This window comes from Paenibacillus apiarius, assembly GCF_017052585.1.
Classification (GTDB): domain Bacteria; phylum Bacillota; class Bacilli; order Paenibacillales; family Paenibacillaceae; genus Paenibacillus_B; species Paenibacillus_B apiarius.
Genome location: NZ_JAFFHZ010000001.1, coordinates 2,777,944 through 2,804,455, shown reverse-complemented (window position 1 = coordinate 2,804,455; position 26,512 = coordinate 2,777,944). Strand labels below are relative to the sequence as shown.

General features: G+C 51.6%; 23 protein-coding genes. 7 read left to right on the top strand and 16 right to left on the bottom strand.

The window, feature by feature from the left end; genetic code table 11:
* Positions 1–11 precede the first annotated feature (11 nt).
* The 3 genes from JSQ80_RS12825 to JSQ80_RS12815 form a co-directional block, all read right to left on the bottom strand.
* Complete coding sequence (locus JSQ80_RS12825) at positions 12–323, bottom strand: dipeptidyl aminopeptidase (protein WP_087431784.1); 312 nt, start codon at positions 321–323, stop codon at positions 12–14.
* A gap of 229 nt (positions 324–552) precedes the next feature.
* Positions 553–1,341, bottom strand: a complete 789-nt coding sequence (locus JSQ80_RS12820) for a TrmB family transcriptional regulator (RefSeq protein WP_206095548.1) — start codon at positions 1,339–1,341, stop codon at positions 553–555.
* 241 nt (positions 1,342–1,582) lie between these two features.
* Entirely contained in the window at positions 1,583–2,347 is a 765-nt protein-coding gene (locus JSQ80_RS12815; protein WP_087431786.1) for a zinc ribbon domain-containing protein, read from the bottom strand.
* A 335-nt stretch (positions 2,348–2,682) separates the two neighbouring features.
* Between JSQ80_RS12815 and JSQ80_RS12810 the strand changes: the two genes are divergently transcribed.
* From JSQ80_RS12810 to JSQ80_RS12800, 4 genes are all read left to right on the top strand, one after another.
* The gene (locus JSQ80_RS12810; protein WP_206095547.1) at positions 2,683–4,920 is read left to right on the top strand and encodes an ATP-dependent helicase; all 2,238 of its coding nucleotides are present in this window, start codon (positions 2,683–2,685) and stop codon (positions 4,918–4,920) included.
* Positions 4,921–5,032: 112 nt separating this feature from the next.
* Positions 5,033–5,716 carry a GTP pyrophosphokinase gene (locus JSQ80_RS12805; protein ID WP_087431788.1) on the top strand — a complete coding sequence of 228 codons (684 nt, stop codon included), beginning with the start codon at positions 5,033–5,035 and terminating at the stop codon, positions 5,714–5,716.
* Positions 5,717–5,946: 230 nt separating this feature from the next.
* Complete coding sequence (locus JSQ80_RS29050; RefSeq protein WP_336245730.1) at positions 5,947–6,144, top strand: AbrB/MazE/SpoVT family DNA-binding domain-containing protein; 198 nt, start codon at positions 5,947–5,949, stop codon at positions 6,142–6,144.
* 233 nt (positions 6,145–6,377) lie between these two features.
* Positions 6,378–6,602, top strand: a complete 225-nt coding sequence (locus tag JSQ80_RS12800) for a small acid-soluble spore protein Tlp (protein WP_087431790.1) — start codon at positions 6,378–6,380, stop codon at positions 6,600–6,602.
* 198 nt (positions 6,603–6,800) lie between these two features.
* Here the strand turns inward: JSQ80_RS12800 and JSQ80_RS12795 are convergent, their stop codons facing one another.
* The 9 genes from JSQ80_RS12795 to JSQ80_RS12755 form a co-directional block, all read right to left on the bottom strand.
* Entirely contained in the window at positions 6,801–7,664 is an 864-nt protein-coding gene (locus tag JSQ80_RS12795) for a M15 family metallopeptidase (protein WP_206095546.1), read from the bottom strand.
* Between the two features lie 208 nt (positions 7,665–7,872).
* Complete coding sequence (locus JSQ80_RS12790; RefSeq protein ID WP_206095545.1) at positions 7,873–9,261, bottom strand: dicarboxylate/amino acid:cation symporter; 1,389 nt, start codon at positions 9,259–9,261, stop codon at positions 7,873–7,875.
* Positions 9,262–9,529: 268 nt separating this feature from the next.
* Complete coding sequence (locus JSQ80_RS12785) at positions 9,530–11,854, bottom strand: glycoside hydrolase (RefSeq protein WP_206095544.1); 2,325 nt, start codon at positions 11,852–11,854, stop codon at positions 9,530–9,532.
* A gap of 99 nt (positions 11,855–11,953) precedes the next feature.
* A complete protein-coding gene (locus tag JSQ80_RS12780; RefSeq protein ID WP_240463646.1) occupies positions 11,954–13,345 on the bottom strand; it encodes a sensor histidine kinase in 1,392 nt (463 codons plus the stop codon).
* On the bottom strand, positions 13,332–13,997 hold the full coding sequence (locus tag JSQ80_RS12775) for a response regulator transcription factor (protein ID WP_206095543.1): 666 nt from the start codon (positions 13,995–13,997) through the stop codon (positions 13,332–13,334). The genes JSQ80_RS12780 and JSQ80_RS12775 overlap by 14 nt, the downstream gene beginning before the upstream one ends.
* 179 nt (positions 13,998–14,176) lie before the next feature.
* The gene (locus JSQ80_RS12770; RefSeq protein ID WP_206095542.1) at positions 14,177–14,344 is read right to left on the bottom strand and encodes a hypothetical protein; all 168 of its coding nucleotides are present in this window, start codon (positions 14,342–14,344) and stop codon (positions 14,177–14,179) included.
* Between the two features lie 471 nt (positions 14,345–14,815).
* Complete coding sequence (locus JSQ80_RS12765) at positions 14,816–16,117, bottom strand: ABC transporter substrate-binding protein (protein ID WP_206095541.1); 1,302 nt, start codon at positions 16,115–16,117, stop codon at positions 14,816–14,818.
* 233 nt (positions 16,118–16,350) lie between these two features.
* Complete coding sequence (locus JSQ80_RS12760; protein WP_087431795.1) at positions 16,351–17,187, bottom strand: carbohydrate ABC transporter permease; 837 nt, start codon at positions 17,185–17,187, stop codon at positions 16,351–16,353.
* Entirely contained in the window at positions 17,187–18,068 is an 882-nt protein-coding gene (locus JSQ80_RS12755) for a carbohydrate ABC transporter permease (protein WP_206095540.1), read from the bottom strand. Before JSQ80_RS12755 ends, JSQ80_RS12760 begins: the two co-directional genes overlap by 1 nt.
* Before the next feature lie 153 nt (positions 18,069–18,221).
* Between JSQ80_RS12755 and JSQ80_RS12750 the strand changes: the two genes are divergently transcribed.
* The 3 genes from JSQ80_RS12750 (at position 18,222) to JSQ80_RS12740 (ending at position 22,593) form a co-directional block, all read left to right on the top strand.
* Entirely contained in the window at positions 18,222–20,054 is a 1,833-nt protein-coding gene (locus JSQ80_RS12750; protein ID WP_206095539.1) for a sensor histidine kinase, read from the top strand.
* Complete coding sequence (locus JSQ80_RS12745) at positions 20,051–21,697, top strand: response regulator transcription factor (RefSeq protein WP_206095538.1); 1,647 nt, start codon at positions 20,051–20,053, stop codon at positions 21,695–21,697. Before JSQ80_RS12750 ends, JSQ80_RS12745 begins: the two co-directional genes overlap by 4 nt.
* 119 nt (positions 21,698–21,816) lie before the next feature.
* On the top strand, positions 21,817–22,593 hold the full coding sequence (locus tag JSQ80_RS12740) for a tryptophan-rich sensory protein (RefSeq protein ID WP_206095537.1): 777 nt from the start codon (positions 21,817–21,819) through the stop codon (positions 22,591–22,593).
* A gap of 115 nt (positions 22,594–22,708) precedes the next feature.
* Here the strand turns inward: JSQ80_RS12740 and JSQ80_RS12735 are convergent, their stop codons facing one another.
* The 4 genes from JSQ80_RS12735 to JSQ80_RS12720 form a co-directional block, all read right to left on the bottom strand.
* Positions 22,709–23,827, bottom strand: coding sequence for an endospore germination permease (locus tag JSQ80_RS12735; protein WP_206095536.1), 1,119 nt, complete (start codon positions 23,825–23,827; stop codon positions 22,709–22,711).
* Positions 23,828–23,935: 108 nt separating this feature from the next.
* Positions 23,936–25,060: a GerAB/ArcD/ProY family transporter gene (locus JSQ80_RS12730; RefSeq protein WP_206095535.1), complete on the bottom strand. Its 1,125-nt coding sequence runs from the start codon at positions 25,058–25,060 to the stop codon at positions 23,936–23,938.
* Positions 25,061–25,071: 11 nt separating this feature from the next.
* Complete coding sequence (locus JSQ80_RS12725) at positions 25,072–25,299, bottom strand: hypothetical protein (protein ID WP_206095534.1); 228 nt, start codon at positions 25,297–25,299, stop codon at positions 25,072–25,074.
* On the bottom strand, positions 25,300–26,508 hold the full coding sequence (locus JSQ80_RS12720; RefSeq protein ID WP_206095533.1) for a Ger(x)C family spore germination protein: 1,209 nt from the start codon (positions 26,506–26,508) through the stop codon (positions 25,300–25,302).
* Positions 26,509–26,512 lie beyond the last annotated feature (4 nt).

Sequence of the window (26,512 nt, the reverse complement as noted above, 5' to 3'; positions counted from 1 at the left end):
CGGCGGCCGTGTTACATCGGCCGATTCGGCTTGCTCATCAATTGTTCCGCAATGGCACGTAAATTGGCGTCTGGGGTATATGTTTCCTCCCCCATATCAAGCTTCTTGACGTGTATTTCCTCGACATCGCTTCCTGTGCCTTTCGGCATGAACACGAGGCTGTCTTCATCCTTGCATGCAACATCATACCCCATGGAGCTGAACATCTGCTCTAAATCATGCGGGGACGGTCTCTCTCCCTTAGGTGTCATGACTAAGCCGCGAAGCTTAGCGACATCCTCCGCGCCGTGATGAACGACTTCAAAATGTACGATGCATTCCATTCTGTGTCCTCCTCATTACTGTCGCTTAGCTCGGTTCCCTATATAAGAGGTTGTTCAAAATATAAACTTTTGAACAGACACTATAAGTCGATAGCATATCCGAAAGCCTTGCAAACCATACATTGCTTAGCCATGGCCTTGCAAAGCGACACTGGTGTTGTATCCTATATTACGAAGCACATCTGACTTCGTTGCAGGAACTTGTTGTAATTTTCACAAATGTCGCCAATTAGTCAAAATATTTGTCTATGATATGGTCAAGCCGCTCACCGAACGTCCGCTTCAAATCCGGTCCCATCACCTGCTCCAATTCATACAACACGATGTCCTGCACAAATCGGCCGAGCACCAAATTCGTCACAGCGTCGTGTTCGGTCAGCAGCGCCTTCGTGGCCACTCCTTCACCCCGGGCACCGATAAGCGTCTCTTTGCGATCGATAACGAACGCAAAATGGCGTGATTCGTTATGTATCCCGGATTCAGAAGCTGTATCCGCCTGGATTCGGATAAGCCGTCTTGCTTCCGTTTCCGCGTCAGCGATAGACCACAGCACTTTGACACCGCGCGCCTCTGCCTGCTCCAGTTGCTCCCTCAGCTCAGCAGCCTCTTCCGGCCATACATCCACGATTATCTCGCGCTTTGCTTCGAGCAGCGCCCGCCTGATCGTTTCGTTAACGGCCCGCTCTCCTTCTATACTATAAAAGGACGTTTCATCCACTGCGGTAGCCGGCATATGATGCTTGACATAGTGGAGAGATGACTCCAGCCGGGACGCTAAAATCCGCGTCAGCTCCTCGGGTTGCAATGCCGCGTAATAAGAGGGTTCCCCGTCTTGATGCAAAATAAGACCTTGATCGACCAATCGCTGCAGCGCCGCATACACGTTGGAGCGAGATACCCCCAGCTTCTTTGCTACTTCATATCCAGTCATTGCCCCTTGCTCGGATAAACTGACGACAATCTTCGCTTCCATTTCCGTAAATCCGAGCGAGCGCAAATGTAAAATGAGTCCTTCCATAAGACTGCCTCCTATATTCCTTGCGAGTCCTTCTCTTAGCAGGGTACGAGGCTGTCCACCCAACGCTTCCCCAACCTCCATTGTATCGCAGTTCGTTTCCATTTTCATCGAAAAAAAGTCGAAATTTGTCGGATGTATACGATGCAAAAAGAGGAGCCCCCGCAGCATTTATGCCCTGCTTCGGACTCCTCTGAATAACGAATTGAGCAATTACAGATCTTCTAAATGGAGAACATGTCTCTTATACAAAGGGCGTACCGCAGCGTTCACACCATTTCGCATCCACATCCGCATAGCTGTTGCAATTCGGACAGCGGCGGATCGACAGCTCCCCGTCAGGTCCGATCGGAAGACGGCGGCCGCCTACGGTGACATTCAAGTCCCGTTTTTTGTGCGCTTCCTCGTACATCGGTCTGACCATCTCAGCCGATTGCGGCTTCTCCGCATTCGGTTGGGGGGGCTGTGGCGATTTGTACGTATAACGTTCCGGTTCATCCTCGTACACATCGAAATCCGGATCTTGATATGCCTTCTCCTGCGAATAAAGCGGCTCGTAGCCGTCGTCTTCGTCTGTCTCCGCGAACGATGGCTCTTTCATTTGCATAATCAACTCTTCCTGCTCCTCATCCTCCTCCAGAACCGGAGCAGGCGCTTCAGGCAATCTGTTTCCGCAAGAAGAACAGAACTTGGCAGTAATCGGAGCGATCTCGCCGCATTCACACCGCTTCTCGCGCCGGAGCTCGCTCATCTTCCATTCCAGCTGCTTGATCTCTTCTTCAAGTGCCAGATTGACTTTGCCGATCTCCATAATGCCTGATTCGGCTATCGTTAAATCATTCTTTTTATAAGCATCGTATACAAGTTCTCCAATGTTATAAATGTTGCTGTCGATTTCCTTACGACGGGCCGTAATTTGGGAATGAATCCGATTGATTTCCATAACATTTTGCGCTTTTACCGATGCCTTGGAGGCACCTTCTTTTAATTTTTGAATCAGGCGGTTCATCTTAAAGCCCCTCCTTTCGCATACCACGTAGTTAACACATGTTCTCGGCGCTCTACACAATTACATATGCCTGTAAACATATACACTCGAGAAAATGAATCGAAACTGCCGCTTTCCTTTTTTCATACGCGTAATAGGGCTAACATGTTGCGCTATACTGCTATTGTCCTACAACAACGTATGCGTCCATGCAAGAAAACATGTATACCATGTCCGATCCCGCTCAAGTTATAATAGAAGTATCGTTGCGTACGGTTCTCTATCGTAGCGTTCCACACCGAATTGAAACAAGTTAACATATTAGCATATTTCTATCATAAAGGAGATGCACGACATTGACCACTCCCACTTCATCAAGCCCGACTGCGTCCCGCTGGCACATTCGTCCTGTCGGAGCCTTGAAGGAGCGCGCCATTCCAGCTGCCGATCAAGCTGCCTTAACCGCGCGGAACGAAAGCGGGAGAGCGGGAGAGGACGAATCGTTCTTTACCGCTCTCGCCCAGCAGGGAATTCACCTGCACGAAGCGCAGCGGAATGCCGTGCGCCATGACAAAGGCCCGCTGCTCTGCCTGGCCGGTGCCGGTTCCGGCAAGACGTCGGTGCTGACGGCGCGGGCCGCTTATCTTATGGCGGTGCGGGGCATAAAGCCCGAGGCATTATGGCTTGTTACGTTCACGAACAAGGCAGCGCAGGAGATGCGCACGCGGCTGGCACGGCTTCCCGGCGTGACCGCCGCCATGGCGCGGGGCGTGCAGGCGCGCACTTTCCATTCCTTCGCGCTCGTCCTGCTGCAGGCTTATGCCCCGCCATTCAAGCTAATCGCGGAAGAGCGGATGCGTCACGGCATGATGAAGCGCGTGCTCCGGGAGCTCGGGCTTCATGATCAGTTCCAGGCGGAGACTGTGCTCGCCGCATTGTCCTCATTGAAGTCACGCCGCGCTCTGCCCACGGAATGGCAGCCGCAGAATGCCGGTGGAAAGGATATGCAGCGGGCGATGATTCGTTTTGAAGAACAGAAGGCTGCCCAGGCAGGCAAAGACTTTGACGATTTGCTGCTGGATACGCTGCGCTTGCTGGAAGAAGACGACTCGCTGCTGCAGCGTCTGCGGCGCCGCTTTCAATATGTTATGGCCGACGAGTTCCAAGATACGACGCCCGTTCAATACGAATTACTTCAACTTCTATCGGACGGGCATCGGAACTTGGCGGTGTTCGGCGACGACGATCAGACGATATATACGTTTAATGGAGCGTGTCATCACTATATTACCGGCTTTCAGACACGTTATCCCGATGCGGCCCAGATTACGTTAAATATTAATTTCCGTTCGGCCGCTCCCATCGTCGGACTCGGGAACGCCATTATCGCTTGCAATCAAGAACGTCTGCCTAAGCTTATGCGCGCGGCGGCCGGGATGAACGCAAATACAAATGCCAATCACACGGCAAAAATGACGGATGGATCAACAGAAAAAAGAGAGCCGATAACTCCGCTCTATCTTCGACCGCGTGACGCAGAGGAAGAAGCGCAGCGCATTGCGGAGCAGATTCAAGCATTCGTTGCAAATGGGCAGCATGCCTGGCGTGATTTCGCGGTGCTCTACCGGACCGCGCATACAAGCCGGGCATTAGTGGAGCATTTCACGATGCAGGGCTTGCCCTTCCGCCAATTCGGGACGGAACCGCTCTTCTATGATCATAGCCTGGTGCGTCCGCTAATCGACCATTTACGGCTCGCTGTAGATCCACGCGACATCCAAGCTATGGAAAGCGCCGTGGCTGCATTATATATTTCACGGGAAGCTGGAATGCGCGTCATCCGCGATGGCGAACAGCAGAAAGCGAAGAAATATCCGCTCATCCACCTGCACTATTGGATGCAGCTGGCCAAGTTCCAGCGGGACGGCATCAAGTCGCGCATCAAGCTGATTAAGAAGCTCGCTGCCATGAAGCCTCATCACGCCATCCGGGAGATGCGGCGCGAATTCTACGATAAGTTTACGGCAGCCCTATCCGGTGAGCAGGCTACCGCTTATCAGGAGAGCTCCGCGGATACGCTTGAAGAGCTTGAATCTTCCGCCCGGCGCTTCGATTCCGTCGACGCCTTCCTTCGCCACATCGACGATCTGAAGGAACGTTACATGGCCATGCATCCGGAACAGGAGGAGCGGCGGGCCTTCACGGGCGGAAAGTCCGCAGGTCAGGGCAATATGAGACGTCAAGCCGCCGGACCGCAGGAGGATGTCATTACGCTCATGACCATTCATCGCGCCAAAGGTTTGGAATTTCCAACCGTGTTCCTTATCGGCGCCTCGGACGGCATTCTGCCGCACCGCGCCGCGCTGCGCACAGAAACGCCGCCGGACCGGAAGGCTGCGGCACACACCGCAGCTATATCTTCTGACGGAACGGAGGACATGCTGCTGGAAGAGGAACGACGCTTAGCCTATGTAGCGGTCACCCGCGCCAAAAAACGGTTGTATATCAGCTCCCCGGCCATCGTACACGGGCAGAAGGCAGAAGTCAGCCGATTCGTTCGCGAGGCATGGGGAGAAGCCGTGGCTTTGAAATAGGACCCCTGTTTCCGTTACAATAGACATAGCAAAGAAAAAAATGTCCAGCTGGAGTCCATGGCCGTATAGGAATAATCCGATTTACAATACCGTACCAATTGAGGGGATACACATGTCGATGACAGAAATGATCAAGAAGCAGTATGAGCAAGTGAAGCAGCTGCCCACATTGTATCAATTAGCTCTGGAAGAATTGGAAACGAAAATTAAGGTCATTCAAGCCGAGTGGAAAATCCGAAACGGATATGCGCCATTCGAGCATATTAAGACGCGTCTGAAGGAGCCGAACAGCATTTTCAGCAAGCTGCAGCGCAAGGGCTATCCCTTAACGCTCGATTCCATCGTCAATCAGATTTATGACGTAGCTGGCATGCGCATCGTGTTCGCTTTCATCAAGGATATTTATATGGTGCTGGATCATTTGAAGACACGCGAAGATATTCGCATCGTGGAGATTAAGGACTATATCGCCAATCCGAAGCCCAATGGATATCAAAGTCTGCATGTTATCGTTCAAGTTCCGCTCGTTCTGTTTGATGATACGCGCTGGATCTATGTGGAAATTCAAATGCGCACGCTGGCGATGGATTTCTGGGCCAGCATGGAGCATATCATTTACTACAAGTTCGAGCAGCAGGTTCCGCCGCATGTGACCCAAGAATTGACCGAGGCCGCCAAGGCTGTCGATGAACTGGATCGCAAAATGCTGGATCTGCGCAAGGAGATTCTGTCTTACAATCACGAAGATTGGGTGCAGAGCATTCAAGGCGGGCTATCGATTGAGAATGCCAAATAATCTCCTTTTTCTTTTTACCGGGACGTGTCATGGGAATCCCTCCGCAGTCACGGCGGGGTTGCCATGTGCGTCTCTATCTATTGTCCCCCGATTCATTCCCTCCTTCGCGCCGATGATGCCGCATACATCCTGGATAGCATGCCCCGTCTGATTATTATATGGAACGCCGGACACATGACATTCGTACTGATATACAAACTGACAAGTAAGAAGAAAGCGGGTGAATCTCTGTGAAAAAACGCAAGCTGCTGCGAATCGGAAACAGTTATGGCCTTATTCTTCCCAAAGAGATTTTAAGCAAATTACATGCTCAATATGGGGATACATTCGAGATGGAAGTAAAAGAACAGACGGGGGAACTCATCATTCGCAAAATAAGACATTCCGAAACTGCATTTAGACCGAAATGCCCCCCACTAACTTCCTAATCACTGCGCATTCCCCAGAGCCCTCAGCCTCACTTCCAGATGATTCAAGGCTTTGCTTGAAAACCTTTCAACTTGGTTACTCCATGCTTATGGTTCGGCGGAACCGTTTACCCGGCGATTGGATAAAAAAAGGACGGATTACATAACGTAATCGTGACGCTGGAGCCCGTGGTTACCCCTGTCTTCAGCGTCCCATCATTATCATTTCTGCAATGCTAAGGAGGAACACGCACATGGCCAAGCCGGATAACCGCGCCAATAACGCGGTGCGCCAACAGCATGTCATCGACAATACCGTACAGAAGCTGCACGAGTCTGCGCAATATTTGTCGGAGCACGCCGATGAAATCAGTGTGACGGAACGAGAAGCGCTTCAAGCGAAAAATGAACGCCGCCGTTCCAGTATTGAAGGGCTGGCCGATGAGCGCCGGGATGAAATCTCGGACGCCCAGTCGTAGTTCACACCGCGTTACCACAGAGATGATGCGCTGGCAGAGGCGGATTGGCATCCACTCCCCTCCCGGATGATCCGTGCTGCCAGATGAATCGGAACTTGCTCACAGCGAAGCCGCTCTGGCCCGATTCATGACAGAAGAGCCCGAAGCTTGGCGGGCCAAGCTTCGGGCTCTCATCAGGATACGTCCGTATAACTGGAATTATTGCAAAAATTGCTCAAGCGTCGTTCCTTGCTTATAAATCTCTTCCGCCGCTTCCTTGCCTACATAACGAATGTGCCAAGGCTCGTACACATAACCGGTAATGACCTCCCCATCCTTCGGATAACGAATAATAAATCCGAATTCATGTGCGTGATCGGCGAGCCATTTCCCTTCTGCCGAATCGCCGAATTCTTCTTCCAATACGTTATTTACGCTCGGACTGGATACATCAATCGCCAGCCCCGTCTGATGCTCGCTCGTTCCGGGAATGGCGCTTACGCGAGAGGCATATTCCTCACCCTGTGTGTCCACATAGTGATTAAAGAGCGACTTCTGCCGCTTATAAGAACGATAACCTGAGACAGCATTGAGTGTAATGCCGTCCTGGTCGGCCTGAGCAAACAACGACTCTAATGCGTCTGCCGCTTCCTTGCGGAGATGGCGTTTCTCATGCGCTTCTGCAAATGAGAACTTCACATTCGGCTCCACCAAATCGGCAGGCTCGTATCCATCTGGCAAATAGCGTTGCTTGTTCACCACGACCATAACGGAATCCGCATTCGTAACGACGGCCTTGCCATCCATTTCTTCCGTCGTCGCCGCTAACGCATACTGTGATTTCATTTGCGCAACCGCATCCTGCTCCGTTTCGTTTGCCTCGTTTTCCCCGGTATCGGTACCCTGTTCATTGCCTTGTTCCTTATTTTGCGACGGCGTCAGTGCCGGATTAACCTGTTCTTGTCCGGATTGTGCAGAAGTTCCTTCCGCAGCTTTGTTATCGGCCGCCTGACAGCCGCTCAGCAATATCGCCGTGCCCATGGCAAAGACGATACACTTGGCCGCCATTCCGTTCTGGCTCATGTCGTAATCCCCTCTCCCAGTCTCGGATTGATAGACTGAGAGTCTATTATATCGTAATTCATAGTCTATTACGAATAGCGCGACAACAAGGATAAAGCGGCAATCTTATCTATTAACGGCTGCATATCTTGTCATAGATTCAAGCAAAAATACACCTCCTCTAAATCGTCACCAACGATTCAGAGGAGGTGTATTTCCATTTGGGTCATTATACCGTAACGGCACCTTTATCGGCCGAAGTGTCATGGCCATATTCGATATCATCGTCCTCATCACGGTTGAAAGCTTCGCGGTCGAACTCTCCTTCGCTCTTGCCGACCAATAGAGAAGCTACCGTTGTCCCGGTTGCATTCACTGCCGTACGCGCCATATCCACAATGGCGTCTACACCAAGCACGAGCGCAAAGCCTTCCAGCGGAAGTCCCGCTTGCACTAAGACGACAGTCGTCGAAATCGAAGCCGGACCGGGTACGCCTGCTACACCGACAGAGGCGATGGTAGCAGCGCCGATAATGAGCAAGTAATCGGCAATGTTCAAGTCGATGCCATACACGCGGGCGATGAACACCGCCACTATCGCTGGATAAATCCCCCCGCAGCCATTCATGTTAATCGTGGCTCCGAGCGGGGCGACGAAGCTGGCAATTCGTTCCGATACCTTCATCCGCTTCGTAATGACCTCCAAATTCACGGGCAGCGTCGCATAGCTGCTGCGGGTCGTGAAGGCGACCGCCATCGTCGGATAAGCCTTCTTGAAGAAGCGGATCGGATTGACGCGGGCACCGAAGGTAACCAGCGAGCCGAATGTCACGATCATATGAATGAAGCACGCGATGTATACGGCGATGATGAACCAAGCCAATTCTTTCAGCGTCGACAGACCATATTTGGCAGCCATCGACGTCATTAAACCGAGTACCCCGTATGGCGTAAGCTTAATAACGAACTTTGTTACCCGGAACATAATATGGGAAAAAGATTGAAAGAAGGCTCTTACCGGCTGTACCCTATCCGGATTGCGCAGCCCCTCCAGCGTAATCGCAACCGCGATAAAGGCGGCGAAAATGATGACAGGAACTACTTTGCCCTGAGCCATCTCGTTCACCGGATTGGACGGGACCAGATCAAGCAGCACTTGCTTGAAGGTCGGAATTTCACGTTGCTCGAAGTTTTGCGCCGCCTCCGAGCTTTGTGCGATGCCAGAGCCAGGATCGATGACCAGCGCCGTGCCGAGACCGATGACGGCGGCTATTGCGGTCGTAATCAGAAAGAGCGCAATGGTCTTCGTGCCAAGCTTCTTCAGTACGCTCGGATCTTTAACCGAGGTGATGCTCGTAATAATAGTCGCAAAGACGAGCGGCATCACGACCATTTTGATGAGGCTGACATAGATCGAGCCTAAAATGCTTATGTCCGCAGAAGCCGGCCCGAATATAGCTCCAAGCGTTAAGCCGAATCCCATCGCCAGCAACACCCGAAGTCCGAAACCGACCTTATTTTTAGCGAGCCACCAGAGTACGATAACGAGCAGCAAGGCAGATCCCCAACTCGCATAGACGTTCCAGTCCTGCAAGGTAACCCAAGATTGTTCTTTCATGGTTATGCCCCTCCGCATGTTTGTCTTATAATCCCTACCTGTTTAATAGGTATTATAGAAACGGAGACGGATATCGTCAACTCTTTTTTTTCGCGAAGGCGCTTCCCGTCAGCCAATCAGACCCGATTTTGTTTCATGGTTCACACGATGAAGCGCTCTATTCGATGTATATGTGAAAAATCGAAAAACTTCACTCCTCCTATGGGTAAGTCCAACACAATATAAGCAAAGCGGCCGGGATTCATTGGATCTTTCATGTTGATGGCCCTTATTTTTCCGGAGCGGCGGCGCTGAATACGGTGCGCTTATCGCCATCATATATGATGGCGGACAGCGCCTTGACGGTATCATTACCGTAAGCTGCATCCTTGTTTGAGAAATTAACGACCACTTTCAGATCGGGACCATACTCTGCAGACTGAAGCAGCCGGTCTGGTGACAGCGCCTGGAACGCTGTCATCTCTTTCGTTACAGCCTTGGCATGGAAGGGCGACCATACGGTCAAATAATCGGCAATCACCTTTTTATGGCTCTCCCATTCTTCCTTATCGAGATGATAGAGCGGCGGCACGTTGTATAGAAGCTCGTATAGCATACGTTCGGCTGCCTTATTCTTGATCTTCAGACTGCCCCACTCCCAGTGATGGGTCGTGATCACCGAATCGTTGTAAACTAGCTTGAACAGCGGCAAAGTATACACAGGGTCAACGTAAATATGCTGGTACAATTCCTTGATCGGAACCTGCTTCACATACCGTTCCGGGATGCCTCCTTGTCCAGACCAATAGGCGCCAACATAATAACGGCTCTGCTTATTTTCCCGCATATCCTTGTCGCTCCATTTAATGACCGGCGTCTCCAAGCCATGGGCAAAAGCGATAACCCGGCTCGCAAAGTCATTGCCGCCTTCCGAGCCAATGACCATATGCTTCTCCTTCGCGATATAATCCATCCGCTCCAGACGCGCGTTCATATCCTGCTCCTGTGTCGTCACATGCCCCGGCGAATAATCATCATAGATTTCTCCTGTCGCGTCGCAATCAATGAACCACGAGTTATACATAATACCGTCCTGCAAAATACTATCGACCCGCTGCTTTACGCTCGGAAGCGATAGGGCAGGATTCAGCTTCCGCCCCCGATTAAGAAAGCCGCCGATTTTTTTGCCATTCTTGTTGGTGATAGTCGCTTGTTCATACAGCGTGTTGTCCGGAAAATAAGCCGTATTCCAATCTTTATTTTCCTGTTTCTGAATCGAATGGTAGGAATCATACGGCCCGATTAAATAACCCGCCTTGGCAGCCTTCTCGACAAAAGACGGATTCATCAGCCCGTCTGCCCAGTTCGGCAGGCCAATCCACGCCTTCGTGATTCCCGCCTGACGCATGTCCTCCACCAAGTCCGTCGATTGGCCTTGTCCCCACTCCGAAGGCTCGTCAACCGCATCCCGCAACACGCTCTTCAGCAGGATTTTGTTGAATGCATACAACTTCTGCTCACTCAGCTTATCTGCGCCTCCGGCAATGGTCTTAAGCAATGCGGCGTCTGCCGACGGAAAGCGGTCGGGACGGTACAGCTGCTCCAGCTTCATCACCTGATTCAACGCCTTCACGATGACACGCTTGTGATAAGCGTTCAACGGCTCTGTCTTCGCCTCCCGCAGCACACTGTTCAGTTCCTGCGTTCCATCCTCGGTGTAACGTTCGGCGAGCTCCGCAATCCACGTCCAGATCGGGTCATTCAGCTTCTTTTTCATCGCTGGCCAATGAATGTTGCTAGTTGCCAGCAGCTGATTGTTCCACATATAAATATGCGGCGCCCCATACAGCTTCTTAATTTCCGGATTGTCCTGCGCCTTTTCGGCCAGCGTCCTGAAGCCCTGCTTTTCTTGCACGTATCGACGGTACAGCTTCGCAACAGCAACCGGATCATTATTCGTCACATAAAGCCGGAACCCATATTCCTTCTTCGGATTAATGGACGGGTACTCATGGGTGAACGCCAAGCCAATATTCGGTTCTGTGTCGAATGACACCTCATTGTTGAACGGATTCTCGACTACATAGAGGAGCGCATAATGCTTCATATTCATAGCCATGAAATTCATTGAAAACGAATCGCTCCAAGTAAACGTCTCATCCCGCAAAAATCTCTTCCAATTGGAGTCGCTGCTTGGAATCCGCTTGCCTTCCCACAGCGGGAGCATATAGCTGTCCGCCTGTACGGTTGGCCATGTGAATCGTTCCGCTCCCGTCGATTGAATGCGAATATCGAGATAGCGCTCCTTCTTCTCAACCGTTACCTTTACCTGTTCGGCGGGATACTTCCATTCCACGCGATTGGCTTCTTTTTTCAATTCGGTGAAGTTGTGCCGCTTCATGGGCACGGACGCATGCTCCTTCACACCGTCTCTGTCAATCACGATATCGAACGTCGCCGGATCCACCTCGTACGTGAAGTCGGTGTAAGGCGCGTTGACCGTCTTGGCAATACGTGAAGACGCCTTGGCCTTAACGGATTCTTGGCCGCTGCAGCCAGTGAACATACTTAAAGCCATGACAGCCGCCAATAGGGATAGTAATGATTTTTTCATTCATGCATGCCTCCTGTGCTTATAATGCGTGTTCAAAAGGGGACTTTTTGAGCAGCCTCTTATATTACTGAATGCATGCATCATCATAGCCGTTCTTTGTTACGCCAATGTGACAGGAAGAGAAAAATAGAATTCAATCACGCCGTCTGAAACGCGGACACCGTATGGGGCATCATGCTTCTGCATAATGGTCCTGATGAGCGACAGGCCGAGTCCCGTACCGCTCAGCTGCTTGCTGCGCGATCGTTCCGCCACGCTGAATGGCTCCCAGATCCGTTCCAGCTCGGCTTCGCTCCACTCGCCGGTGCTATTTTGGATGCTGAATGTGAAGCGTGCGTCCCGCAACCGTACCGCAATGTGAATATCCGGGCCTGCGGCATATTTGATTGCATTCGTTATCAGGTTATTCAGCACGATCTCCATTTTGCCGCGATCGGCCATCACGCAGGCATGTCGAATGCCGCCGTTGTCTACGTCGATCGTCAAGCCTTGCTGCACAATGGCTGCGCGATATTTGCCTGCCGTCTCTGCCAACAGCTCCATAAAGTCAAATGAAGCCATTTCATAAGTCTCTGCTTGTAGTCTGGACAATTGCAACAAACGTTCTACCAGCCGTGTCATATCATCTGCTTGGCGATCAATCACATCGGCATAGCTTCCATCGTCCAACCCATCCTTCATGCCCGCCGCATATGCCTTGATTAGCGCAAGTGGCGTTTTGAGCTCATGCGAGATGTCGGAGATGAAGCCGCGCAAGTTCTCGTTGCGGGTATGCTGCTCCCGATGCGCCTGCTCCAGCTTGTCGCTCATCGCATTGACACTTGCCGCTAACGCCTCGATCTCGTCGCCCGTCTGAATATCGGCCTTGCGGAACGATAGCTCCGCGATGTCCTCGGCCGTCTCCTTCAGCTCGGCAAGAGGCCGGAGAATCCGCCTTGCGGACCAAGCAGACAGCAGCAAGGTCACGAGCAGCGCCCCGGCAGAAATGAATAAAGCGAACCGATTGACGATCTGCAGCGTCTCATCCGAATGGGCAACCGATTCTCCGATCACATACAGCTCGTTCTCCTTGTTCATGAACGTGACGAGAAAGCTCGATTTGAGCTTTGTCTGGCTGTATATTTTGTGAACCGTCTCTTGCTGCTCCAGCTTCGCCACATTTTCTTCCGTAATCCAGAACTTGCTGAGCGTAATGCCTTTCCGGCCGAGCGCAAGCTTTACATTTTCATTCAGATCATTGATATCCGGCATTAACGGGATATGCACGATCGTGACGCCATAAGACTGCTCCAATCGTTCGATGTCTGCCTGCAGTTCATTCCCTTCCAGATTGTCGAGCATCGTCGTCAGTTCGGCTAAATTCGCCTTTTTCTGGTGCAAATAATATTTGGGCAGCAGAAATGTATTGGCCAGATAAGTCAGCATCAGCACAAGGCCTACAATGAGCGAAAAACGGACAAACAGCTTCCGGCTCAGCTTATTCATCGGCATCCAGCAGATCCTTGGGCACCTCTAGGCTGTAGCCCACCCCGCGGTGCGTCTTGATGAAATGCTCTCCTATCTTCTCGCGCAGCCTGCGTATGTGGGTATCTACTGTACGATCGTCGCCGAAGTAATCAAAGCCCCATACTTGATCAAGCAAGGTTTGCCGCGTCAAAATACGGCCTTTGTGTTCTATAAACGTCTTCAGAAGCTGAAACTCCTTGTTCGTCGCCTGAATATCCGATCCATCCTTGTATATTTTGTAGCCTTGCATGTCAACGGTCAGATTGCCTAAGCGGACGCCCTCCTCGACCTGAAGCAGCTTCTTGGCCCGCAGCATCAGGATGCGCGGATCGAACGGCTTGCGCACGTAATCGTCCGCCCCGGAGTGCAGCGCCTTCAGCTCATCCTCCGCTTCGCCCTTGGCCGTAAGCAGCAGCACCTTCACGCCGCTGCGCCGCTTCATCTCCTTGCATACGTCAATGCCGCTTACCTTCGGCATCATCCAATCAAGAACGGCCAAATCAATAGCTTCGTTGTAGAACGCGTTCAATGCGGCCTCGCCGTCTGCGGCGATATAAGTCCGAAAGCCTTCCCGGTTAAAATAAGCTTGTATGATGTTCAGCATATGCGGCTCGTCATCCGCAATCAATATGTTCATGTGATATCTCCTTGCTGTGTAGATGGCAGTATGGATTTGTTCTCCTATTTTATTTATGATACAAGAATTTATATTGAATCCAAAACCATGCAAGACAAAGACAGCCGACATATCGGTCGCCTGCCCTTGCAATCATTATTGATCATAATCTAAGATTAGGAAGGTTTCGTGCAATACGATTATTCAATCACCGTTTCCTGCATCGCGTCTGCGCAATCCTCTTCCCGCTTGACGATAGACTGGGCGATTCTGTATAACTGCCGTTCCCATTGCCGCATCAGACGAACAAATGCTTCATGATCGCCCCGCTGAGCCCGTCTCACCTCTAGTTCCATATCCACATGCATGGTTCCCTTCCTCGTCATCGTATTCTGGTAGATTAGATACACCGGATCGGATGAAAGTTATATTGAAATAAATGGTATTTATTTCATGCCGTTAATGATTCACCTTACTTATTAACTATTTGAATTGTGCAGGACTGGAGAAATTTCGGTTCAGCCGCCCCTTGTTTCATTCTCCCCTTCCTTCAGAAAGCAGCGTGCCCAAAAACGGATCCAGATGTTATTCATGATGAATAGACCCTTGTATCAGGAGGAAAGGGGATGTCTTGAAGAATGTCATTCCTTGCGTACCTGAACCATGGGGAGAGTGAACAAAAGAGGGAATCAAGCAGCGGCAGGAGGTGCCAAAAAAAGTGCTGCTGCACTGGATTTTATCCCATGCAACAGCACGTAAACCTCATTGCGGCAGTCTTTCATTAGCGTTCATGATCGAACAGCGGCCCCTGCGCAACGCAGAGGCCACTGTACAAAAAGTTATTTTTTCAAATTATCCCAAGCTTTTTGGAAGTCGTCCAGCATCTTGTCTTTGTCAGACTTGCCTGCAATGTAGGCTTGGATAGCGTTGCCGAACTCCTGCGTCGCCCCGTCCGGATATTTGAACCAGTTCCAGCTCAGCACCTTGTTCTCTTGGCTGTACTTCATTACATCAGCCGCGATATCGCCGAGATCGTCAGCCGTAGCCGTAATTGTCGTCATCGCCGGAATGAATTTGAACTGCTTCGCGATATATTCCTTGCCGATGTCGGAAGTGACCATCCAGTTGAGGAACGTCTTGGCTTCCTCTTTTACCTGCGAATTTTTGTTCACGACCCAGTTGTTCGGAACGCCGACCAACAGCTTGTCGTTCTTCGCGGCATCCTCGTCTATCGGCATTGGCAGCACGCCCAGATTCAAATCGGGATTGATGCCGTCGATCTGCACTTGCGTCCAGTTGCCTTGCTGCATCATCGCCGTTTCGCCTTTGGCGAACAGGGTTACTTGCGTATTGTAGTCTGTCGTAAGCGGATTTTTATTGCCGTATTTAGCGGTCACGTCAAGCATGTTCACCCAGTTCTCAAATTCGGGATTGCCTTTGAACTTCGCGCTTCCGTCACCCAAGCCCTGAATGAACGCATTCGGATCCGGCTGCTGCGCAAACGCTGCGTTCAAGGTGTGAATCCCTAAAATCCACCACTCCTGATACCCGTTCGCGAACGGGGTGATGCCCGCATCCTGCAGCTTCTTCGCTGTTGCTTCCAGCTCCGGCAGCGTCTTCGGCAGCTCCGTAATTCCGGCTTTCTGGAATAAATCTTTGTTGTAGATGAAGCCATAGCCTTCCAGATTCATCGGCATGCCGTACAGCTTTCCGTCTTTCGTCATCGGCTCTTTCGCGAGTGGAATGACATCCTTGACCCATGCCTCGCCCGACATGTCTTCCAAATGCTCCATCCACGTCTCCATCTCTTGGTAACCGCCGTTATTGAAAATGTCCGGCGCGTCATTGGCCGCGAACTTAGCTTTCAACGCCGCTCCATAATCGGCACCGCCGCCGACCGTTTGTATGTCCAGTTTAATATTGGGATGCTCTTTCTCAAACTCCGCCTTCAAGCGATTGAGCGCCTCGGCAATCTCAACTTTGAATTGAAATATTTTAACTGTTTTGACTTCCTGCTTGCCATTATCTCCGCCGGTCGAACCTGTTGTTTCGCCAGAGCTTGCGTCCTTGGATCCGCAGCCCGCCAGCATGACCGACACTGCCAACAGCATAAGCATAGACCATTTTGCCATTCGTTTCATTAGAAAGACCTCCCCATCTGTGTACATAACCAGCTTGCCCTATTGTTGACACGCTAGCTTACTGATAGCCGTTCTCGGAACGTTCTGTATTGTTTCTTAGAACATACTCTTGCTTCTATTATGCCGTACGCTCAGTATAATCCCTTCGTGCAAGCGTTTACACCGAGAGAATTGACCGAACAGGTGGAATTCATTGACCTTTGCAGTCACTTGTCCGATTGATGTGCGGCTGATTATCCTTTCACTGAGCCTGCCGTAATCCCCTCGATAATATACTTCTGCATCGCCAAGAAAAAAGCGACGATCGGAGCGACACCGAGCACAAGCGCCGGCAGCGCCAAGTCCCACTGCTTCGTATATTGTCCGAAAAATGCGTACGTCGCGAGCGGAATCGTGCGATGCTCTGCGCTTTGCAGCATTAAGGACGGCAGCAGATAGTCGTTCCAAATCCATAGGCTGTTCAGAATAACGACCGTAACGAACATCGGCTTCAAGAGCGGAAACACGACGCGCCAGAATACGGCATACGGCGAACATCCGTCTACTACTGCCGCTTCTTCAATCTCCACAGGCACAGATTTCACAAATCCATGAAAGAGGAAGATAGAAAGCGGTGCGCCAAAGCCAAGGTAACATATAATAAGTCCGCCGATGCTGTCCGTCAAGTGAATCATGCCCGTCACTTTCACGAGCGGGATCATAATCGATTGAAACGGAATGACCATGGCCGCGACAAAAATCATAAACAGCGCTTTGTTAAACCGCGTATTGCGCCGAACCATACGATAAGCGGCCATCGCGCTCAAGAGCGCAATCAGCAAAATGCTTGCCGCGGTAATGATGAACGAATTCGAGAATGCCTGCGGGAACTTCGTAATCTCCCATGCCCGCTGGTAGTTGCTCCACTCGAATGCCGCCGGCCAACTGGCGGCGTTCGACAGCAGATCGCCAAACGATTTCACCGAGTTCACAAGCAGGAAGTAGAAGGGGACAAGAAAGATCAATCCGACGATAATCATGACTGCTTCGGTAACGAATGTGCGTCTGCCGTATTTTTTGACTGATTCCATTACACCTCCACCTCCTTGCTCTTCGTGATGCGTACTTGGATAAGAGTAATGACGGCAACGATGATGAAGAACAGGAACGCTTTCGCCGTGCCGAGACCGTAACGGTTATTTTGGAAAGCTTCCAAATAAATGTTCAACGCGACCGATTCCGTCGACTTGAACGGCCCGCCCTTCGTGAGCGACAAGTTCAGGTCAAACATTTTAAAAGACCACGAAATTGCCAAGAATAAACAGACCGTCACTGCCGGCATGATGAGCGGAACGATAACGTGACGCAGCACCTGTCCGCGAGTCGCGCCGTCGATTTCCGCCGCCTCCATAACATCCTTCGGCACGTTCGTCATCGCTGCGATGTAAATAACCATCAGGTAGCCGGCCGTCTGCCAGACGAACACGATGATGATTCCCCAGAACGCGGTAATCTCGTCACCGAGCCATGGAAGGTTAAAGAATCCGATTCCCGTCGCATCGCCGATGGCTGAAAAGCCTTTGACGAAGATGAATTGCCAGATGAAGCCGAGCAGCAAACCTCCGATCACGTTCGGCATAAAAAATACAGTCCGCAGCGCGTTGCGCAGCTTGAGCGGCTTCGTAAGCACGTAAGCAAGCGCAAAGCCGAGCAAGTTCGTCAGAACAACGCCCACAATCGTAAATTTAGTCGTAAACCAGAAGGCCGGAAAAAAATCCGAGTCTTTTGCGAAAATTTGCGTAAAGTTATCCAATCCCACCCAAGCAACCGTACCCGATACCCCATTCCAATCAGTGAACGAATAATACATGCCAAGCAGGAACGGAATGACGACAATTAATGTAAAAAAGAATGCCGCCGGGCCGATGAAAAAGAGCTGCTGTCCAACTTGAGACCATGCTTTGCGCGACATCCGACTCTCCCCTTTGCGTGTAAAGTAAGTGTTGTACATTCAGTATGGGGTTTTATGAAAGCGGTTGCCACTGATGCTGATGAACGAAAAGGTGGAATATATTGACCTGACCGCAAGGAAAAAGGTACACTTTGAACCGGAGGAGACGATGTTATGCGATGGAACAGTATTCGGACGAAGCTCATTACATTTATGCTCATTGCGACCATCGTCCCTACTGTAGCAACGATGGTCATTTCCTACAGCTACACGACGGATTCGCTGAAAAAACGCGCCATACAAGAAAATCATCAGTTGATTTTTCAAGGCAAGACCAATCTTGCGAACTTCCTCGAGAATATAAATCGCGCTTCGCTGACGGTCTATACCGATTTTGAATTTTTTCGCCAATTAAGCCGGGGATACGACGATTACACGTTCGAGTCCTATTCGTATATCACCTTGCAAAATATTGCGGCATCCATGCGCGACATTTGGCAGGTGTACTTATACCGCAACGAGGTCAAGCGCGCCACCCTGGTCATCCAGAACGTGCCGCGCCGCTTGCATGAACAGGAGCCGAACGGTCCGGCGCTGGAATATGCGTGCGATGGCATCGGCATGCAACCGACACATTTAAGCCAGACTTATGGCTTCGCCACCTCGCCGTATTATTTTCCGAGCGTGCAGGTGTTTTCTTTGCATCGGAAAATTTACCGCGTTCCTTCCAAGGAGGAGATCGGTGTCTTATCCATCGATGTGAAGGTAAGTGCGCTCGCCGATATTATCGATCAATTGTTCCAACGGGACAAAGAGCACATCTATTTGCTAAACGATGAAGGAGACGTGTTCTATGCCGGCGATCGCCGGCTCATCGGACAGCGTCTCCATGAAGACTGGTATGCCCCTTCCGATTTCCGAAACAATGGAAACGGACATTTTGAAAAGAATGACTCTATTTTCATCCATGAACGAATCGAAACGCCTATCGCCAACTGGACACTCGTCAAGCAAATCCCGCAATCCTATTTGCTGCGCGAGGCGAACCGCGCCGCGGTCATCAATATGCTGCTCATCGCTCTGTCGCTCGTCGTCATCATTGCGGCTACCATTATCGTCTCACTGCGGATTACGAAGCCGATTAGCCAGCTTGTCCGCTATATCAACCAGGTTCAGACCGGCAACTTGCGCGTGGACATCCAGCCGGTCAGCAATGACGAAATCGGCGTCGTCTCGAAGCGGTTCCGCAATATGATGGACATGATCAACAATCTTATTTTGCGTGAATATCAGCTTGAGATTGCCAATAAAACGAACCAGCTCAAAGCGCTGCAGGCCCAGATTAACCCGCATTTCATCAACAATGCGCTGCAATCGATAGGCACACAGGCATTGCAATTGAACGCGCCTCATATCTACAAGCTGGTGACTGCTCTGGCGAAGATGATGCGTTACAGCATGTATACCGATCAGAGCATCGTCACTCTGCGCGAGGAAATCGAGCATGTGAAAGCATACTTGCGGCTGCAGGCGCAGCGGTTCGAGAATACCTTCGAGGCCGCCTACGAGAATGAAGCGGCGACCTTGAACGTTCTCGTGCCCAAGATGACACTGCAGCCGCTCGTCGAAAATTATTTCAAGCATGGGCTCGACCGCGGACTGACAAGCGGCAAGCTCATGATTCGCAGTCGTTTTATCGATGAACCTGACGGGCTCGTCGAACTCATCGTGGAGGACAACGGACGCGGCATGCCGCTTCAGCGCCGGATTGAGCTCAACGAGAAGCTGCGCGAGCTTCATCCGGAACAGCCGGGTACATCGACGACACACTCGCTGTCCCGCAATCATTTCGTAACGGGGGAAGCCTCCTCCGGTATCGGCCTTGTCAACGTGCTCATCCGGCTCAAGCTGTTCAGCAGCGGTAATGCCGACATGAGGGTGGAAGCTGCGGAACCGCAAGGCACCCGCATCGTCATACACATGAAGATGGAGCGTGATGAATCATGAAAGCATTGATCGTTGATGACGAGAAGCATGTCCGTGACGCCATCAGGCTGCTTGTGGAATGGGATGCGCACGGTATCGACCAGATTTATGAAGCGGCCGACGGACAGCAAGCCGTGGAGCTGCTCTCTTCGCAGAAGCCGCAAATCGTCATGACAGACATGATGATGCCCAATATGAGCGGAAGCGCCTTAATGGAGTGGATTAGCCGGCATTCCCCCGCGAGCAAGCTGATTGCCATAAGCGGACACGATGATTTTGCGTTGGTGCGGCACACGATGCAGCACGGAGGAATGGACTATATATTGAAGCCCATCGATCCAGACACGATTAATGCAGCTGTAGCCAAAGCCGTCGCCGCCTGGCTTCAGGACGAAGAAGAGCGGACCGCGCTGCACCGGCAGCGCATGCAGGTGAACGAATTCAAGCCTCTCTTATCAGAGAAGCTGTGGTCGAGCCTGCTCGACGATCCTTCCGTCTATGAGGCGAATGTGCGCAGGCTTCAATACGAGTTCGGCTTGCCAACCGGCATAGACGAAGTGCAGATTGCCGTTGCGGCGATTAATGTGTGCCATCCGACGTTCCGCCATAAATTCGGCGATAACCGGCAGCTCCTATATTACTCCCTGCTCAATATCGCCAACGAGATTGTGAACCGAGACGCGCAATCGCACGGCGCAGTCTTCCGCTACTCCAGTGCGCCGAACGAGCTGGTGCTCGTCATGTGGAAGCAGACGGACGGGATCGAAACGGTCCTGCAGCAGGTGAACAAAGGCTTGCAGCAGACGATGCAGCGCAAGCTGCATTTCGGCGTAAGCGAGAAAGCGGCTTTTCCAGCCGGAATGCAGAATGCTTATGCCGGGGCCAAAGCTGCGCTGGCGCATCGCAACCTGCTCGAACGCACATCGCATATTCATGCTGCGCCTGGCAGCCGCGCGTTTAAAGATGCCGGCGCTTCCGCTGCCAGCAAAGCCGTGCGGCTCGCCTCTTATGAAGAAGCATGGAAGCTGGCTGTACAGAGCGGCCACGCCGAGCAATTGAAGAGCGCCGTCCGCCGCTGGGTCGATGCCGTGCGCTCCCTGCATGCGGTAACGCCGCATATGCTGCAGACGTGGCTCAAGGAATGGGCGGCGCTCCGTATGCGCATTGCCCAAGAGGTGGCCCCCGATGCCGCAGATCAGTTGATCGCCCAGCTGGCGCAGCATGATCCGTTGACCGATAGCGACTGCTCGGAAGAGCTGCGGTGGGACGTCTGGGAGGACGCCTGGCAGACGGCGTTGGCGGCGCTGTCGGCGGCGCTGCTCAGCCATCAAGGGCAGGAGCAGCATATTATTTTTGACATTGCCAAATATATTGAACAGCATTATCATGAGGAGCTGTCACTGCAGGATATGGCGGGACGCTTCTATGTGAGCCGCGAATATATTTCGCGCAAATTCAAGCAGCAGTTCGGCATCAACCTGTCGGATTATGTAACGCAAATTCGAATCGAGAAAGCGCAAATGCTGCTGTTGAACCCGCACCTTCGCATCGCGCAGGTTGCGGAAATGGCTGGCTATCAGGATGAGAAATATTTCAGCAAGGTGTTCAAAAAAGTGGTGGGCATATCTCCAAACGCCTATCGGAAACGAAAATCCGAGCTATAATATGTAAAATATCTCATGCAATCTTTCTTCTCCCCGTTATTTTTGGACGGGTTCGGGTATATTCTGTAATAGTACGTGTTCATAAAGCGAGTTTCTTGAACAACCGAGGGGGGAGCGATATGCGCGCTTTTAACTGCAAATGGCTTAACATTCTCGCCTTTGCCGGCGTATTGGCCGTAAACGCGCTGGCCGAGACCGTGCCGTTGGGTGGAAAGACGACAGGGGACATTTCTGCCATGTTTCCAGTGCTGATTACACCCGCAAGCTATACCTTCGGCATTTGGATACTGATTTATGCGCTGCTGGCCGGATTCGTTGTCTATCAAGCGCTTCCCGGACAGGACGTCCAGCCTTCCGTACGGGCTATCGGTCCTGTCTTTATCTACAGCTGCCTGTTCCACATCGGTTGGATAATGCTGTGGCATTACTTGCATACGCAAGTATGGCTGTCTCTCATCGCCATGATTGGATTATTGACGAGCTTCATCTTTATTTATAGCAATTTGCGCAAAGCGGGAACCTCCACGGCGGCGGGACGCTGGCTGATCCGGCTGCCGTTCAGTATCTGCTTGGGCTGGATTAGCGCAGTGACGATTGTCAACGTTGCAGTCGTCCTGTATGACGCGCAGTGGAACGGCTTCGGCCTCGGAGAGGAAGCGTGGAACGTCTTGTTGCTGGCAATCGGGGCGTTGATTGCTTGGGTTGTCGGCGGGCCGAACCGCGATCCGGTGTTCGTGCTCATCTTCGTGTGGGCTTATATCGGCATTGCTGTCAAGCAGCAGGACATAACGAGCATTGCCTATACCGCTTATGGCCTCGCTGCCCTGTTGACGCTGCTCGCCCTATCCCTGGCGTTCAGCCGTCGCAGCGACGCGAATTCAATCTTCTTGCCCTAAACAATGATGCAGGTAATCCTCCGCCCCAACTTCCCGTCTCCGCCATTGCCCCGCTGCTTTTGCCGTACACATTCAGAGAAGGATAACCAGCGAGACACGTAAGCCACTGCAGCGATTATGAAGGAGACGGGCCGTTTTGGGCATTCGGGCAATCGTTCCGCCTATGCTTCCACCAGGCGAGCAGCAACAGCAGGGCCGGATATAAGATCTGCACCGTTCCCGAAAAAAACGGCTCAGACGTCATGAACAAATCAATCATTTCCTGAATATTGTCCGCTATCCAGATGCTCATGGCAACGATAAGAATTCCGAGCGGGAAGACAAGGGGGCGATAATCGTTCAGCTTGAAGCACTGCGCCGTGCCGATAACGAGCGCGTAATACCATACCGCCATCTGAACGAATCCGCTCATGACCCACAACACCATCACGATCGCCTCCACGTGCTCGAAGAAATTGCCCAAACTAATATAACGGGTAGCAACGAAGATCGGAAAGGTGAACAACGACGTCAGATTGCCGAAAAGAAACAAGCACGTCAAATTGGTGACGAGCATTGTCAAGAGCATCAGCAGGACGGAAATGACGCTCCACCTCCACTTGCTGCGCTTCCCTGTTGCAAACGGAATAATGAAGCCGATAAGCGCAAATTCCATGAACCAGACAAGCGGAGTGACCGCCCCTTCGAATACCGGCTTCCACCCTTTCTCAAGCACCGGAGTGATATGATGAACATCGAGTTCGGGGAGAAGCAGGACCGGAGTCAGAAAAATGAAACCAGCAAACAGTGGAGCAATCAAGAGCGAAAACTTCCCCAGCACTTCGATGCCCCCGCGAATCGCTACGGCGCATACGAAGATAAGGCAGATAGTAACCACGCTTTCCGGCGTTCGCAACAACACCGAGCCGACAATGAATTCCCCGTATTCCCGCAGTATGAGCCCCGCGCCATGCCAGAGGAAGAACAGCCATACGAGATTGGCTGCCCCGCCAATCCATCTGCCAAGCAACAGCTCGCCATATTGCATCATCGTCTGATCCGGATAATAATGATGAAGCTTAAGCAGCAGAAACATCGTCAGAAATCCCGTGCTGGAGCCAATGATAGGAGAAATCCACAGATCATTTCCCGCAAATTTCGAGGTAATGGCAGGAATAATCAATACTGACGTAGAGCCTACCGCCAAGTACATGAGCAAGCACAGCTGCGGCCATGTAATGCGGCCCTTTTCCACAAGAATTCACCTCACTGTCGTATCGTTAAAATTATAAGACAAGAGCGATCGCCCCGACGTATCAACACATTCTTACGGACGGCGGACGGATGGCCTCCGCTCGGTCCGTCATGTGGCTGAAGACGAATCGCGCTGTTCCCGATACTTCGTTTCTCTGGTCCTATGCTTCCACATTGCGATCAAAAGAAGCAAGGCCGGGTAACAAATCTGTACCGCAGCTGCAAATACCGCCCCGCTTGTCGTGAATAACTTCGTCATCTCCGATATATCATCCACAATCCATAAGCTCATTGCCACGATAAGAATGCCGATGGGGAACACTAGCGGACGGTAATCACGGATGCGGAAGGACTGGGCCGTTCCGATGACTAGTATGTAAAACCATGAGCTGATCTGAACGAATCCGCCCATTATCCACAGAACCATTACAATCGCTTCGATATGTTCGATGATGTTGCCCAAGCTGATATATTTTGCCGCATTGAATACGGAAAAGGTATACATGGAGGTAAGTTCGCCGAACACGAACAGGCACGTCAAATTCAGCAGCACCATTGTGCCGAGCATGAGGACAATCGGCAGGCTGAGCCATCTCCACGGGCTCCTCTGTCCGGTCGCATGAGGGAGGATGAAGCTGACGAGCACAAATTCCATGAACCACTCCATTGGCAGAAGGGAGCCTTTCAGGACCGGCTTCCAGCCATTTTCCAGCACCGGGGTGATTTGCAAGACATCCATTTCCGGCGTCAACAGCAACGGAATGAAGATGACAAATCCCAAGAACAGCGGGGCAATCAGCAAGGCAAACTTGCCAAGCACCTCAATGCCCCCGCGAATTGCCAAGGCGCATACGAAGATGAGGCAGATATTCACGACGCTTTGCGGCGTGCGCAGCAGGACAGAACCGACGATAAACTCCCCATATTCCCGCAAAATCACCCCTGTATTCTGCCAGAGGAAGAAGAGCCATACGAGGTTGGCCGTCCCGCCGATCCATTTGCCCAGTAAATGCTCGCCGTACTGAATGATCGACTGATTCGGATAATACCGATACAGTCTGAGCGCCATATAGAGTGACGCAAAGCCGACTACCGAACCGATGAAGGGCGTCATCCACAAATCCTGATGGGCATACTTAGCCGTCACTGAAGGAACGATAAGCACGGAAGTTGCACCCACCATCAAATACATCAACATGCCAAGCTGCGGCCAAGTAATGCGACCTTGTTCCATATCTCCCTCCCTCAACCATTCAGCCACAAGTAGACTGGCATAAAAAAGAAATCGATTAAATCACGCGGCGTCGGACCCTTGTGAAAAATGCCCATATACAAAACAACGGCCCAGCCCAGCGCGGACAAGATGAAGAAGGCGCGCAGCTCCCGAATAGGCGTCTTGCGCCGTCTCGTCCATTCGAACAGGCCGTTCAGGATCATTAGAATGCACATGGCTGCGAAAAAGGGGTACGTCATTTAGCGCTCACCTACCTTTTTCAAATTTTCCCTAATGCTGCCCGGGCGGACAATAAGCGACTCCACCGTAATCTCCGTATCCATATCCTTATAGATTCGTTCCCAATTCTGCTTAATCGTCCGGTTCCACTCCTTCGCATATTTGCGGTGGACATATTTTGCGAAGCCGAACACATCCGCCTGCCATTGTGTCTGCGAAATCATGATAGAATGGTCGATAATGCGCTTAATCTTCTGATTGGCCTTGAGCTGCGCCTTATGCGCCTCTGCTGCATTTGACACGTCAAACTGACTGTTATTCTGTATCGCGTCCATGAATGGAAATATTTTGATGCGCATTGTCAGCTTGCGCCCGTCCCATCGCGGCTCGATATCAATCCGGTTCTGCCTGAGACGCAGCGTCAGACAATCATGTGCGGTCTCTCCTTCCGAGCAATACGAGACAGACAGCCGTTTTTCACCTCGCAGGATCATGACCCCCAGCATATCTTCTCCGGACATTCCGCCAATATAGCGGTCCTTTTTTATAATGGCCAGCTGATTTACGGAAGGGACCTGGACCCCAAGCTCGCTGTTGCTCCACTCGACAAATGGCGCATAGGCCGTTCCCGAATCTCCGCTCAGCATTTTGACCATTTCCAGTAAGCTGATATTCCAAACGGCACGCGACTTCCCCAAATCCTCGAACAGCTCGGCCACGGTATTTTGCAGCTGCGGCGGCGATTTGAGGAATTCACTTGCCTGGCCGTCGGCAACAAAGATAAGCGCGCGCTCGCGCGGACTCTGGAATCGTTGGAAGAAATCGAAGTGCTCCAACACCCCCTTCGACGCCAATTCCTTGCTTATGACGTACACTTCCGCATGTCCCCAAAAGATATAGCGCGGCATTTTATTCTGTAAATCAAACAGCACATGACCCAAGGTTGGTCCCGATGCAGAGAAAACCGTCGTCTGCCCCCCGCCTTCACCTCCCTTTTTCGGCTCGCCGCCGGACTGCTGCCCGCCACTGCCGCCTTCCTTCGGCACGAATACCTGGAGCGTCATCTTCACGCCTCCGTTGCCGTCTGAATCCAGACCGGCAGCCAAAATGATAGACAATTGCTCCAGCTCGGTACGATCCCAGCAGCCGGTAAGTGTGGTCAGCATCAACATGACGATACCGAATGACACCGCATATCGGCATGGTTGACGAACCGCTTTTCGCATCATACAA

Bases quoted from the DNA above. Each gene is read 5' to 3' on its own strand.
- JSQ80_RS12825 (WP_087431784.1), bottom strand. From the start codon at position 323: ATGGAATGCATCGTACATTTTGAAGTCGTTCATCACGGCGCGGAGGAT.
- JSQ80_RS12820 (WP_206095548.1), bottom strand. From the start codon at position 1,341: ATGGAAGGACTCATTTTACATTTGCGCTCGCTCGGATTTACGGAAATG.
- JSQ80_RS12815 (WP_087431786.1), bottom strand. From the start codon at position 2,347: ATGAACCGCCTGATTCAAAAATTAAAAGAAGGTGCCTCCAAGGCATCG.
- JSQ80_RS12805 (WP_087431788.1), top strand. From the start codon at position 5,033: ATGTCGATGACAGAAATGATCAAGAAGCAGTATGAGCAAGTGAAGCAG.
- JSQ80_RS12800 (WP_087431790.1), top strand. From the start codon at position 6,378: ATGGCCAAGCCGGATAACCGCGCCAATAACGCGGTGCGCCAACAGCAT.
- JSQ80_RS12795 (WP_206095546.1), bottom strand. From the start codon at position 7,664: ATGAGCCAGAACGGAATGGCGGCCAAGTGTATCGTCTTTGCCATGGGC.
- JSQ80_RS12790 (WP_206095545.1), bottom strand. From the start codon at position 9,261: ATGAAAGAACAATCTTGGGTTACCTTGCAGGACTGGAACGTCTATGCG.
- JSQ80_RS12785 (WP_206095544.1), bottom strand. From the start codon at position 11,854: ATGAAAAAATCATTACTATCCCTATTGGCGGCTGTCATGGCTTTAAGT.
- JSQ80_RS12780 (WP_240463646.1), bottom strand. From the start codon at position 13,345: ATGCCGATGAATAAGCTGAGCCGGAAGCTGTTTGTCCGTTTTTCGCTC.
- JSQ80_RS12775 (WP_206095543.1), bottom strand. From the start codon at position 13,997: ATGAACATATTGATTGCGGATGACGAGCCGCATATGCTGAACATCATA.
- JSQ80_RS12770 (WP_206095542.1), bottom strand. From the start codon at position 14,344: ATGCATGTGGATATGGAACTAGAGGTGAGACGGGCTCAGCGGGGCGAT.
- JSQ80_RS12765 (WP_206095541.1), bottom strand. From the start codon at position 16,117: ATGAAACGAATGGCAAAATGGTCTATGCTTATGCTGTTGGCAGTGTCG.
- JSQ80_RS12760 (WP_087431795.1), bottom strand. From the start codon at position 17,187: ATGGAATCAGTCAAAAAATACGGCAGACGCACATTCGTTACCGAAGCA.
- JSQ80_RS12755 (WP_206095540.1), bottom strand. From the start codon at position 18,068: ATGTCGCGCAAAGCATGGTCTCAAGTTGGACAGCAGCTCTTTTTCATC.
- JSQ80_RS12750 (WP_206095539.1), top strand. From the start codon at position 18,222: ATGCGATGGAACAGTATTCGGACGAAGCTCATTACATTTATGCTCATT.
- JSQ80_RS12745 (WP_206095538.1), top strand. From the start codon at position 20,051: ATGAAAGCATTGATCGTTGATGACGAGAAGCATGTCCGTGACGCCATC.
- JSQ80_RS12740 (WP_206095537.1), top strand. From the start codon at position 21,817: ATGCGCGCTTTTAACTGCAAATGGCTTAACATTCTCGCCTTTGCCGGC.
- JSQ80_RS12730 (WP_206095535.1), bottom strand. From the start codon at position 25,060: ATGGAACAAGGTCGCATTACTTGGCCGCAGCTTGGCATGTTGATGTAT.
- JSQ80_RS12725 (WP_206095534.1), bottom strand. From the start codon at position 25,299: ATGACGTACCCCTTTTTCGCAGCCATGTGCATTCTAATGATCCTGAAC.
- JSQ80_RS12720 (WP_206095533.1), bottom strand. From the start codon at position 26,508: ATGATGCGAAAAGCGGTTCGTCAACCATGCCGATATGCGGTGTCATTC.